This is a genomic window from Corynebacterium sp. HMSC05E07, assembly GCF_001807225.1.
In the GTDB taxonomy this organism is placed as follows: Bacteria; Actinomycetota; Actinomycetes; order Mycobacteriales; family Mycobacteriaceae; genus Corynebacterium; species Corynebacterium singulare.
This window is the reverse complement of the sequence record NZ_KV788271.1, coordinates 16,469-28,294: the sequence shown is the minus strand read 5'-3', so window position 1 is coordinate 28,294 and position 11,826 is coordinate 16,469. Positions and strand designations below refer to the sequence as shown.

Annotated in this window: 11 protein-coding genes and 1 pseudogene; all 12 read left to right on the top strand. The window is 58.6% G+C overall.

The window, feature by feature from the left end; all coding sequences use genetic code 11:
* The first annotated feature begins 435 nt into the window (after positions 1-435).
* The 12 genes and pseudogenes from HMPREF3149_RS10970 to HMPREF3149_RS10920 all read left to right on the top strand — a co-directional run bounded on the left by HMPREF3149_RS10970 (position 436) and on the right by HMPREF3149_RS10920 (position 11,763).
* On the top strand, positions 436-1,176 hold the full coding sequence (locus tag HMPREF3149_RS10970) for a hypothetical protein (RefSeq protein ID WP_070538153.1): 741 nt from the start codon (positions 436-438) through the stop codon (positions 1,174-1,176).
* Between the two features lie 88 nt (positions 1,177-1,264).
* Positions 1,265-2,263, top strand: a pseudogene (locus HMPREF3149_RS10965) (hypothetical protein); the annotation flags it as partial.
* 2 nt (positions 2,264-2,265) lie between these two features.
* The gene (locus tag HMPREF3149_RS10960) at positions 2,266-3,249 is read left to right on the top strand and encodes an HAD-IIA family hydrolase (RefSeq protein ID WP_070538141.1); all 984 of its coding nucleotides are present in this window, start codon (positions 2,266-2,268) and stop codon (positions 3,247-3,249) included.
* On the top strand, positions 3,240-3,401 hold the full coding sequence (locus HMPREF3149_RS13680) for a hypothetical protein (protein WP_168162215.1): 162 nt from the start codon (positions 3,240-3,242) through the stop codon (positions 3,399-3,401). Before HMPREF3149_RS10960 ends, HMPREF3149_RS13680 begins: the two co-directional genes overlap by 10 nt.
* A gap of 14 nt (positions 3,402-3,415) precedes the next feature.
* The gene (locus tag HMPREF3149_RS10955) at positions 3,416-4,225 is read left to right on the top strand and encodes a TlyA family RNA methyltransferase (protein WP_070538138.1); all 810 of its coding nucleotides are present in this window, start codon (positions 3,416-3,418) and stop codon (positions 4,223-4,225) included.
* On the top strand, positions 4,222-5,133 hold the full coding sequence (locus HMPREF3149_RS10950; RefSeq protein WP_042530973.1) for an NAD kinase: 912 nt from the start codon (positions 4,222-4,224) through the stop codon (positions 5,131-5,133). The genes HMPREF3149_RS10955 and HMPREF3149_RS10950 overlap by 4 nt, the downstream gene beginning before the upstream one ends.
* A 44-nt stretch (positions 5,134-5,177) precedes the next feature.
* Complete coding sequence (gene recN / locus HMPREF3149_RS10945; RefSeq protein ID WP_070538136.1) at positions 5,178-6,854, top strand: DNA repair protein RecN; 1,677 nt, start codon at positions 5,178-5,180, stop codon at positions 6,852-6,854.
* Positions 6,855-6,880: 26 nt separating this feature from the next.
* A complete protein-coding gene (gene steA / locus HMPREF3149_RS10940; protein ID WP_070538134.1) occupies positions 6,881-8,065 on the top strand; it encodes a putative cytokinetic ring protein SteA in 1,185 nt (394 codons plus the stop codon).
* Positions 8,065-9,027, top strand: a complete 963-nt coding sequence (locus tag HMPREF3149_RS10935; protein WP_070538133.1) for a copper transporter — start codon at positions 8,065-8,067, stop codon at positions 9,025-9,027. The genes steA and HMPREF3149_RS10935 overlap by 1 nt, the downstream gene beginning before the upstream one ends.
* The gene (locus HMPREF3149_RS10930) at positions 9,028-9,666 is read left to right on the top strand and encodes an NUDIX domain-containing protein (protein ID WP_070538130.1); all 639 of its coding nucleotides are present in this window, start codon (positions 9,028-9,030) and stop codon (positions 9,664-9,666) included. It begins immediately after the preceding gene.
* Complete coding sequence (gene xerD, locus HMPREF3149_RS10925) at positions 9,663-10,586, top strand: site-specific tyrosine recombinase XerD (RefSeq protein ID WP_256366440.1); 924 nt, start codon at positions 9,663-9,665, stop codon at positions 10,584-10,586. Before HMPREF3149_RS10930 ends, xerD begins: the two co-directional genes overlap by 4 nt.
* A 34-nt stretch (positions 10,587-10,620) precedes the next feature.
* On the top strand, positions 10,621-11,763 hold the full coding sequence (locus HMPREF3149_RS10920; protein WP_070538126.1) for a hypothetical protein: 1,143 nt from the start codon (positions 10,621-10,623) through the stop codon (positions 11,761-11,763).
* The last annotated feature ends 63 nt before the right edge of the window (positions 11,764-11,826 follow it).

Below are 11,826 nucleotides of genomic sequence, written 5' to 3'. Positions count from 1 at the left end.
CCGCCGACACCAAACAACAAACAAACAACTTCATACAAACCTCTAGAAAGAGAGGGGCCGCTAAAGCAACACCGCTTTAACGGCCCCCCCTTTTTCTGCGTTTTCACACACCACCACTACCCAGCACGAACAACCACAACCTTATTGCCTGTGCCTGGTTCCACGCCCTGCCCGCAGGGTGAAGACTTGAACCTAAAAGTGCAGACCTGAAAACCCAGTCCCCCAGCACAGCACCCACCACCAGCCACACCCACCAACCAGTCCACCAGCACGTCTGGACATCCAGGTCTGGCCAAATAGTAACCCAGCACAACGTTCGCTCTGTAAGGAGGCGTGGTATACGTGCGTTTTAGCGTTGTTCTCGCACTTTTTGCGGGTCTTGTTTACTAATATGTTGCGTAGCGCGATCTTGGCGGCGGGATGGAGGAGATGATGGTGGATTTTTCCCAATCTTCGGTGGCTTTTAAAAATTCCTATAACCCTGTCTTTCTCGCCGATCTTGAATCTGTTCCATACAAGGAAAAGAATGAAGACGCTTCGCCCTATAATCTCTATGAGGTGTTCAAAGAGGAGGGGCCTGTTCCCGATGGCGGGACGTGGTTGGAGGCCTTTTTGTTTCTAGGAATCTTTGCGCTACTTGAGTCAGTTTTCATCCTCATAGTCTGGGCGCTTAACAGCCAAGAAGTTCCGTTGTTGGTCTTTCTTCTACTTGGGGGGTTCCTTGTTTATCACGTGTATCGGATCGTGTCGTGGCGGTTGTTTATGAATAAGTTGTCTACGGCGTGGAAGAACGGCTGGATCGATTGCTACCCTGCGTGGTTGGGCAGTCTCTATTTCGATGAGAACAATGTAAAATCGGGGAAATCTAAGTACTTCTACCGGACGAAGCTTATGATCATGGCGCCGAGCGGGGAAACACACACCTTTGAGGATTTTGAGGCGCAAGCTCAAAGCCCGCGTGAATTGGAGTCAAAGAGGGTGGCTTTGGCAAGCGATCTTCGAAGGGTTCGGCTCGACCCTCAGCGCAACAACGGTTGGTCCTTTTTTGCTGTTGTGCGCGGGAAACCGTTGGGGCACGGAAGTTTGGAGACCGGATTGAATGAGGCGCAGATTGCCGCGGGGCTCGAACGCGTCCACTATGGCTGGCCTCTAGACAAGTCACCTTTTGAGGGGTGAGAGTACAGGCTACGGGGAATGTGGGGCGCTTCACTAGCGGCGGAACATATTGCTGTTTTAGGGGTGCTGACCTGTACACTGGTTCGGTACATACGGACGCGTCGATCGCAGAAAGTGCATAGCTTTAATGTCTGAAACCAACTCCCGCGACCACGGCCGCGAACAGGACCGGGACCGCGAAGGGTCCTCGAATGGCAACCGTGGACACAATCGCTCTGGGGGCCGCAAGTTTGACAAGCGCGGCGGATCACAGGGGCGTCGCGAAGAGCGTCGCGGTGATCGCCGTGATGAGCGTCGTGGCAGGCGTGATGGCGCTCAACCGCGTCGTGATGACCGGCGTAGCAATCACAAGGGCTATGAGCGTGATAAGCACAAGGTCTCGCACCCCCAGCGCTCTGGTTACCGTGAGGAGCGAATTAACCGCCGCATGACGGACCCGGATCTGCCGTCTGATATTGACATCACTGACCTTGATCCTTCGGTTCTCCAGGATCTTTCGTCGTTGTCGAAGGAGAATTCTGAGGCCGTAGCTAAACACCTCATTATGGCAGCAACGTGGTTGGACGATGATCCGAAGCTGAGTCTTCGTCACGCACGCGCCGCAAAGGATCGCGCCGGACGTGTCTCTGTGGCACGAGAGATGAATGGTATTGCAGCTTACCGTGCTGGTGAGTGGAAGGAGGCTTTGGCCGAGCTTCGTGCGGCTCGCCGTATTTCCGGCGGGCCGGGCCTTCTTGCCGTTATAGCTGACTGCGAGCGTGGTCTCGGCCGTCCCGAAAAGGCAGTCGAGCTGTGGCGTAGTGAAGACGCCAAGGAACTCGCACCAGAGGATGCTATCGAGTTGGCCATCGTTGCCGCGGGGGCACGACTGGACATGGGACAGGCAGATTCAGCTGTGGTCACGATACAACGCGCGCAGCCGAACAAGGACGCTACCGGAGTTGCTGCTTGCCGTCTTTCCTATGCCTATGGCAATGCACTGCTGGAAGCAGGCCGTAAGGATGAAGCCAAGGAATGGTTCCAGCACGCGTCTGACATCGATGAAGGAGACTGGACGGACGCGGCGGAGCGTCTGGCCGAGTTTTAACAATGAGTATTCTCAAAACCCATGATTCGCTCTTGCTGGATCTTGACGGAACTGTGTGGGAAGGCGGCCAGGCGTTGCAGTGCGTCGTGGACGTCGTCAACTCGTGCGGTATCCCAACCGTGTATGTAACGAATAACGCTTCGCGTAGTCCGCAGACGGTGGCAGAAATGCTTGGGGAAATCGGTGTTAAGACTGACGCTGGGCATGTCGTCACGTCTGCGCAGGCCGCAATTCGTATGGCTCGCGAGGACCTGTCAGCGGGAGCCAAGGTTTTGATCATTGGCGCCGATTCGTTCCGCGCGCTAGCCCGTGAAGCGGGATTCGAAGTCGTCGACAGTGCTGATGACAAGCCTGCAGCCGTCCTCCAAGGAATGGACAAATCTGTGGGCTGGACACAGCTTTCAGAAGGCGCAATCGCCATCAATAACGGGGCGAAATACTATGCCTCGAATTTGGACACCCAGCTGCCGACGGAACGTGGTTTGGCTGTAGGTAATGGCTCGCTCGTTGCAGCCATTACCTCGACCACTGGCGTGGAGCCCAAATCAGCTGGTAAGCCGGAACCGGCCATGTTTACTCAAGCAGCCAAGCTGGTGGGCGCGACGAAGCCACTTGCAGTGGGTGACCGCCTTGACACTGATATTGCGGGCGGAAACACGGCAGCAATGGACACGTTCCATGTGCTTACCGGTGTGTCCCGTGAGCTTGAGCTCATTGAGGCACCGGTGGATCTGCGTCCAAATTTTATTGGCGCGGGCTTCCATGAGCTCTCCCTCTCAGAAGCACAGGCAAGTCCGGGTGCACAGGGTGGGTTCATGGCGCGTTACGACGGCTATGACATCGTGCTGCAGGGCGGTAACGAAAAGTCGACGTCGATCGAAGCGCTGCGCACGGTTCTCGAAGTCGCCTGGGCTGGCCCCAAGCCGCCACGCTACATCCAGCCACGCAGTGAGTTCGCTGAGAAGGCCGTATCCACATGGCAGTAAAGCCACATGACCCGCGAGCAGTCATGGCGCCGGAAGCACTCGACGCCTCCGTGGCTGCCATTCTGCAGGAGCCAGCTGATTCCCTCGAGGAGGAGCTGGTGCAGTTGGATCGTGCGCACGCTGTGTTGCGTGATGCTCTCCAAGACAACTGAGGAAAGATTCACATATGCCCCCACAACGTCGCCGCCTCGATGCGGAGCTGGTTCGCCGCAAGATCGCACGCTCTCGCGAGCAAGCAGTGGACATGATCAAGGCTGGACGCGTCACGGTTGGCGGATTCACAGCGACAAAACCTGCCACTGTGGTGGAACCAGAGGTCTCCATCAAGGTGGAAGCAGAAGAGGGGGACGACTGGGCGTCGCGAGGCGCGCACAAGCTCCTGGGAGCTCTCGAAGCGTTTGACGTGGAATTGAAAGGACGGCGCGTCTTGGATGCGGGGGCGTCGACTGGTGGCTTTACTGACGTATGTCTACGCGAAGGCGCAGCTGAAGTGCTGGCTGTCGATGTGGGCTACGGTCAGCTGCTGTGGAGGCTGCAGAATGATGACCGGGTAACTGTGCTCGACCGCACGAATATTCGCAACCTCACGCTGGAGCAGACCGACGGCCCGTGTGATGCCATGGTGGGAGATCTGTCTTTCATTTCCCTCAAGCTCGTCCTTCCGGCCATCGTGCACTGCATGTCCGAAGGCGCATGGTTGCTGCCCATGGTGAAACCGCAGTTCGAGGTCGGCAAGGATCGCATTGGCTCGGGTGGCGTGGTGCGCTCGCCGGAGCTACGTGCTGAGGTAACTAAGGATGTTGCGCTTTTTGCTCAGAGCCTCGGACTTAGTGTGCATGGTGTCGCAGCCTCGCCGTTGCCGGGCCCAAGTGGCAACGTGGAGTATTTCCTCTGGCTTGTGAAGGACGGCATGTCTACGGCAGAAGATAAGCTTGACGCCATGATCGACACGGCCATCAAGGAGGGACCACAGTGAGTAGGACTGTTACGGCAGAGGCCACGGCTCGTCGCGAAATTCTCCTTGTCCCGCATGCCAGCCGTGAGGAGAACCTTGTTGCTACGCATCGAGCAGCGGAACTGCTGCAAGAAGCTGGAATTAAGGTGCGCGTGTGCGCCGCAGATACCGTTTTGTCAGGTTTGCAGCACGTCAAACACACCCCGGCGGCGGCCGAAGGGTGCGAACTCGTTCTCGTGCTCGGCGGTGATGGCACCTTTCTTCGGGCTGCGGACATGGCCCGGGCCGTGGATGTCCCAGTGCTGGGCATTAACCTGGGGCACGTGGGCTTCCTTGCCGAATGGGAGGCAGAGTCCCTTGACCGCGCTCTCGTGAGGGTTATCGAGCAGACCTATGAGGTTGAGGATCGGCTGACAATCGACGTCGCCGTGTTTGATTCCGAAGGTGAGCTCCGCCAGCGTGGCTGGGCGCTGAACGAGGCCTCGATTGAGAATCTCAACCGCTCGGGAGTACTCGATGCAATCCTTGAGATTGACGGTCGCCCCGTGTCCTCGTTTGGTTGCGATGGTGTTCTTATTTCCACTCCGACTGGTTCCACCGCTTATGCTTTCTCCGCCGGTGGCCCAGTGCTGTGGCCCTCTCTGGATGCGATCCTCGTGGTGCCGAACAATGCTCATGCCCTTTTCACCAAGCCTCTCGTCGTGTCACCTGATTCCCAAGTCGCGGTGGAGTCGGCATCGGCGACGACTCCAGCCGTGGTAATCCTTGATGGCTTCCGTGAAATTTCGATGCCACCCGGAGCGCGTGTCGAGATTGTTCGTGGTGAACGTCCAGTGCGCTGGGTCAGACTCGATGATCAACCGTTCACCGACCGCCTCGTCTCCAAACTTCGGTTGCCAGTGGAAGGTTGGCGCGGACCGCGCCGCTAATATGCTCCTTTAAGAGTGGAGCAGAACAAGGAGGAACTCCCGACGTGCTCGTAGACATCAGCATTGCTGACCTTGGCGTCATCGAAAGCTCCTCAGCGGAGCTCTCGCATGGTTTAACCGTTCTCACGGGTGAAACCGGTGCCGGTAAGACCATGGTCGTTACCGGACTTCGCCTACTGGCTGGTGGGCGCGCCGATGCTTCCCGGGTACGAGATGGTGCGGCGAAGGCTGCGGTCGAGGGACATTTTTCTTCTCACTCGGAGGCAGTCGCGCAGCTGGTCGAGGACGCCGGGGGAGAGGCTGATGAAAACGGCGAATATATCGCTTCCCGCACGGTGTCCTCGGCGGGTCGCTCTCGCGCCTATTTGGGAGGGCGAGCTGTTCCCGCCGCCACTCTGGGTGACTTCGCCTCCCACCTCATTACCGTCCACGGCCAAAATGACCAGCTCAGATTGCTCGCGGCGGATCAACAGCTGGCAGCGATTGATAGGTTTGAGCCGGCTATCGATAAGGTCCGTACCGCGTACACGGAGGCCTTCAGTCACTGGCGTGCTCTGGCGAAGGATTATCAGCGCCGCACGGAAAAGCGCCGTGAGATGGCACAGGAAGTAGACCGCCTCCAGTTCGCTATCACCGAAATCACCGACCTAGATCCGGAGCCTGGTGAAGACACGGAGCTGGTAACCCTCATTCGGCGATTGCAGGATGTGGACACCCTGCGCGAAGCCGCCGCTTCGGCACTGACAGCCCTTGATGGTGGTGAAGGTTTTGGTGATGAAGATACTGCCGTGAACCTTGTCGGTGCTGCGGAATCGGCGCTAGCGGGCTCCACCGATGCGGCGTTGGCGAGGTTGGGTGAGCGCCTCAGTGAGGTCTCCAGTCAGCTCACCGACATTGCAACCGAGCTTGCGACGTATCTCAGTGATCTTCCCGCGGACCCTAGTCTCCTCGAAGAATCTCTGCAGCGTCAGCAAGAACTCAAGCGCCTGACTCGAAAGTATGCTGCCGACATCGACGGTGTCTTAGAGTGGCGGGACTCTGCAGAGGCCAAACTCGCCACGCTCGACACGTCCTCCGAGGCCCTCGAGGCACTCAAGAAGGACGTCATGGAGGCAGAGAAAGTCATGGTGGCCAAGGCGGAGAAGCTGACATCGGCGCGCACGAAGGCCGCTAAGAAACTTGGCTCGCACGTGACGGAAGAGATCCACGGTCTAGCTATGCCGAATTCCACGCTGACGGTCACGGTGAACAAGACCAAATATTCCAAGAGCGGTGCGGACGAGGTGGAGTTCCAGCTCAACGGTAAACCATTGGCATCTGCGGCGTCCGGTGGTGAGCTTTCGCGCGTCATGCTTGCCATGGAGGTCGTCCTTGCCAGCGGTGATGGAACCACCTTAGTCTTCGATGAGGTTGATGCCGGTGTGGGTGGCCGCGCGGCGGTGGAAATTGGGCGTCGACTAGCGCGGCTCTCCACCACACACCAGGTTATTTGTGTCACCCACCTGCCCCAGGTTGCCGCCTATGCGGACTCGCATCTGCATGTGTCAAAGGAGAAATTCACGTCTGGCGTTGCGGATCTCAGCGCTGAGGAACGGGTAGAAGAGCTGGCGCGCATGTTGGCGGGCCTCGATGACACCGATACTGGCCGCGCGCATGCACAAGAGCTTTTTGACCGTGCGCAGGCAGAAGTTGCTGCTTTCCGCGCGCCTTCCACACATTGAGCCTCTAACAGGGGAAACTGTCAGGCATGAGTCTGTTTTCCCGTAATACCGATCTGCCTGGAGAGCACGGCGCGCTTCGTGACTGCACCCCGGGCGGAAAAGGCATGAAGAAGTTCAGCGCCGGTGACTTCGCTGTCATCAACGCCGCCAACATCTCCCGCCAAGAGGCCCAGACCCTCGTTGATATGAAGCCGGCAGCAGTCATTAACGTTGCCGAATTCTCCACTGGGTCGATACCCAACTATGGCCCGCACATGCTTCTCGACGCCGACGTGACCCTCATTGAAGGCGTGGGCGAGGATTTCGTAGCACACTTCAAGGACGGCAAGAAGGCTCGCCTCACCGAGGACGGCACCGTTTACGTGGGGGATACCCAGCTGACGTCTGGCACCGTAGTCACCCGCGACCGCGCGGAGAAGAATTTCGCATCCGCCCAGCGCGAGCTCATTGACCACATGGAGGCCTACTTTGGAAACTCCATCGAGTTCATCCATTCAGAGGGCCCGCTGCTGATCGATGGTCTCGGTGTCCCCGATGCCGGCTCTGACATGGCCGGACGGAAGATACTCGTTGTATCGCCTTCAGAAGAACACCGCAAGAAGCTCTCGTTGCTACGGAACTTCATCCGCGAATACGAGCCCATCATTATCGGCGTCGATGCTGCGGCCGACACGGTTGTGGAGCTTGGCTACCAGCCTCACTTCATCGTGGGTGATCCTGCTGAAGTGAGTTCTGAGACGTTGCGTGGAGGTGCACAGGTCATTCTTCCCGCGGAGCCCGACGGCACCGCTGAAGGCCTAGAACGCATCCAGGACCTAGGCATTGGTGCAATGACCTTCCCGGCCGCTACAGACTCGGCTACGGATCTTGCGCTCTTGCTGGCGGATTACCACGAAGCGCAGATGATTGTGCAGGTCGGTGGAGCGTTGGACCTTGATGACATCTTTGCCAACAAGCCCAATGCGACTCCGGCCGCGTTGCTGACCCACATGAAGGCCGGCACCCGACTCGTGGATGCTGACGCGGTGATCAACCTCTACACCGCACCGAGCGGCGGTGCGATGGGCTGGTTGTGGGCTCTGCTCGGCATCCTGGTCGCACTCGCCGTGGTCATTCTTATCGTTGGCCTTGGGGGAGACGAATCCTTCCTTCAGAACCTCATTGACACGTGGAATAACTTTGCCCTGAGCGTGCAGGGGTGGTTTAAATAATGGCTTCGCCTAAGTCACTTCTCGTCGCAGGCCTCGGCTTCGGCACGGCCCTTGGTGTCGCCTTAGGCACGCTGCTTATCGCGCCAAACATGGACGCCACTCCCGGGGCTCCGGGCGGTGGTTCGAAGGATGAGGTTCGGGAAAAGTATGCCGAGCTCGTGGTCGAAAATGAGATCCACGAGGCTCAGTTAGACTCCGCGGACTCCGTTCTTCGTGAGCTCAACCGTTTCATCGTCGATGGCTCTCTGGCCCAACGTCCAGTCATGGTCCTCAGTACCCCAGATGCCAAAGAGGCTGATGTGAATGCGGTCAAGGCGTTGCTGGGCTCTGCCGATTCCACCGATGCTGGTCACATCACGTTGACCAGGAAGTTCTTTGACCAAGGTGCCGCCGACAAGTTGCTTTCCCTCGTCACGAACACTCTTCCGGCGGGCGCCAAACTCAACGAGAAGAAGGTGGATGCTGGAACGCATGCGGGCGAAGCAATGGCAGCCGCGCTCATGCTCGATCCGAAGAGCACAGAGCCGCTGGCATCTATTGACGACCGCGCCACCTTGTTGCGCGCTCTGCGTGAGGCCGGCTACATCGAGTACGAGGACGCCACAATTTTGCCTGCGCAAGCGGTGATTGTCGTGGGTGGCGCACAGACCGCAAACGACAGCGAGGAAGACGCCCCGGCACGCTACGCAATCGATTCCACTGTGAAGTTCCTTGAAGGATTCGATTCTGTTGGTACCTCGACTGTCTATGCCGGTCATGTCCGCGCTGCCGGTAATGGCGGGGCGCTAGAGAAGCTGCGCAAGGACAAGACGGAGATCACCACTGTCGACTCCATTGATCATCCGGTCTCGCAGATGGCGGCTGTTCTTGCGGTCAAGGAACAGTTGGACGGGGGACACGGCGTGTACGGAGCCGCCGCCAATGCCCAGAGTGCCGCCCCAGCGCTTCCGAAGGATCTATAAATGGCGCATGACTTTCGTGTGGTCGGCAGCGAGCTGCTTCTCGACGCCCCCATCCTCGCCGTTCGCCGCGATGATGTCGTTATGCCCGGTGACGTTGTAGCCAAGCGCGAAATCGTGGAGCACCTCGGCGCAGTTGCCGTCGTGGCGCTGGATGAACAGAATCGCGTGGCTATGGTGGAACAGTATCGTCATAGCGTCGGCAGGCGGTTGTGGGAATTGCCTGCCGGCCTGCTTGATGTCAAAGGCGAGGACGAGCTCAGTGGTGCCCAGCGCGAGCTGCAGGAAGAAGCCGGGCTCGCGGCAAGCGAGTGGGGTGTGCTCGCTGACCTCGTAACCTCCCCAGGCTTTTGTGAGGAGGCCGTGCGCGTGTTCATCGCGCAGGGTATCTCGGACGTCGACAAGCTTGACGCCGAGGGCGACGAAGAAGCAGACATGGGCTTCGCTTGGGTAGACCTCGATGAGGCCGTGGATAGCGTTCTTTCCGGAGAAATCGTCAACTCTATCGCCATCGCCGGCATTCTCGCCGCGCATGCGTGTGTGAGCGGCGCACGTACTCCCCGTTCGGTGGACTCGCCCTTTGATATCCGTCCGCAATCCATGGCCCGTCGCCGAGCTGGCGTGGACTTGAAGAAACTGTGAGTGGTGAAACCCCTGCGCAGGCGGCAGGGCAGGCGTGGCTAATGCACCTCCTGGTGGAGAAGGGCGCATCCAAAAATACGGTGAGCAATTACCGCCGTGACATCAACCGTTACGTCTCTTGGTTGGCGGAGACTGGAATTTCTGACCTGCGCCACGTGCAGCGAACACACGTCGAGAATTATCTGGTCTCTTTGCGGGAGTCACTCGCTCAATCCTCTGCGAGTCGCGCACTTATTGTTGCCCGCGGCCTGCACAAGTTTGCGCTTGCTGAGGGCCTTGTTGAGACCGACGTAGCAGCGGAGGTCACGCCCCCGAAGCAGGCCCAGACCTTGCCGGAAACGCTTACTGTGGATGACGTCGACAAGCTGCTCAACGCCATTCCGACGGATGAGGCAGCAACCCCTATCGATATCCGCGACCGTGCCTTGCTTGAGGTGCTGTATGGCACCGGTGCGCGTATTTCAGAGGTCATCTCTCTTCATGTAGATGATGTCACTGGTGATACCCCTCGCTCCGTGCGCGATATTGTGCTGCTGAGCGGTAAAGGCGATAAGCAGCGGCTTGTCCCCATGGGTTCTCATGCGGCGAAGGCTGTGGAAGACTACCTTGTCCGGTCCCGGCCGATTCTGGCTACGGGTGCTTCACATGCGCTTTTCCTCAACACGCGCGGTAAGGCACTGTCCCGCCAAAGTGCCTGGGCGGCTATCAAAACCGCCGCTGAACGCGCACAGCTCACGGCAAACATTTCTCCGCATACCCTTCGTCACTCCTTTGCCACTCATCTCTTGGAAGGCGGGGCGGATGTCCGTACCGTCCAAGAATTGCTGGGGCATTCTTCGGTAACCACCACCCAGATTTATACTCACGTCACCGCCGATTCCCTCCGAGAGGTGTGGCGTACCGCGCACCCTCGCGCTTAGAATCGCGGCAGCTATTCCCGAACGAAAGATCTCCATGATCCATTTTGATTTCCTTCGTCACCGTCTCGCAGCAGTTGCTGCGGCGGCGTCCCTCGCCGTGGCGCCAGTGGCGGCAGCGAATTGGTACGGTGTTGCTGTTGCGCAGGCACAAGACGCGACGATTCCAGTACCGGCTGGCCAAACCACAACAGTCTCTTTGCCCGTGCCTGTCGACGTCAACGTGGCAGCTGACGGCTGGAGCGTGTCCGCCTCCGGTGGGACGGCCACTGTTTCCGCCCCTGCCGCAGGTGGTCAACTGAGCGTGCCGGTGACCTACCAGGGCATCACTATGACCTTCCTTCTGGTTGCTGATGAACAGGTGACCGAACAGGACCTCAACGATGCTGCAACGAGCGGTGACCCAGAGAGCCTGGACGGAACTGCTCACACTCCTCAGGAGACAAGCGGGCAAGACGGTCGGAGCTCTGACGGCGGTGATGGCGATGCCCCCGGTGGAGCTCACGATGCTGAGGGCACTGACGGTGATGACGCCCTTGGCGCTCACGGTGACGAGAATTCTTCGGGTGATTCGACTTCCGGTGAGCGCGAAGGGGGAGGGGCGCGAGAATCTACAGCCGGACACGAGCAGCCGAGTGCGCCGCGGACTGGTCGCGGATGGGAAGGCATCGATGATTCCCAAGCTTCCTACATCAACCTCGAGTCCACCATTGAAGGCCAGACCATCACCGCGAAGCTGGGCCTCAAGCAAGCCTTAGACCTGTATAACCGTTTCAAGCACCTTGAGGATGCTGGCGTTACGTTGCGCTACCTCAATGCGCAGGGAGAGTTCGTCGAGGGCGTGCAACGAGAAATCGACAAAGCCTCGCGCACGATGACCTTGACATATCCGGAGGGCAAGGAGCCAGATAACCCGTTCATCATGCAGTTCATTAACAAGGAGTCTGGGACCGCGGAGTTGGTGGTGACATTAACGGATCCCACTCAGGAGACCGCACAGGAGGTTCCGTCTGAACAGCAGCTGGATGCTGATGATGAGGGGAACGCTGAGCCCACAGACGCTGAAGACTCGGGGCTGAGCACCGGCGAGATCATCAGTGGTATCGGCGGGGTGGGGCTGGTGGCGCTTATCGCCGGCGTGGTGATCTGGCTGTGGCGGCGCAAGAAGTCTAGCCGCTAGGCTTTATATCCCCATTTTTGCTGGCTATAATCGCGGGGCGGGTGCCTCAGGGGGTACTCTGTA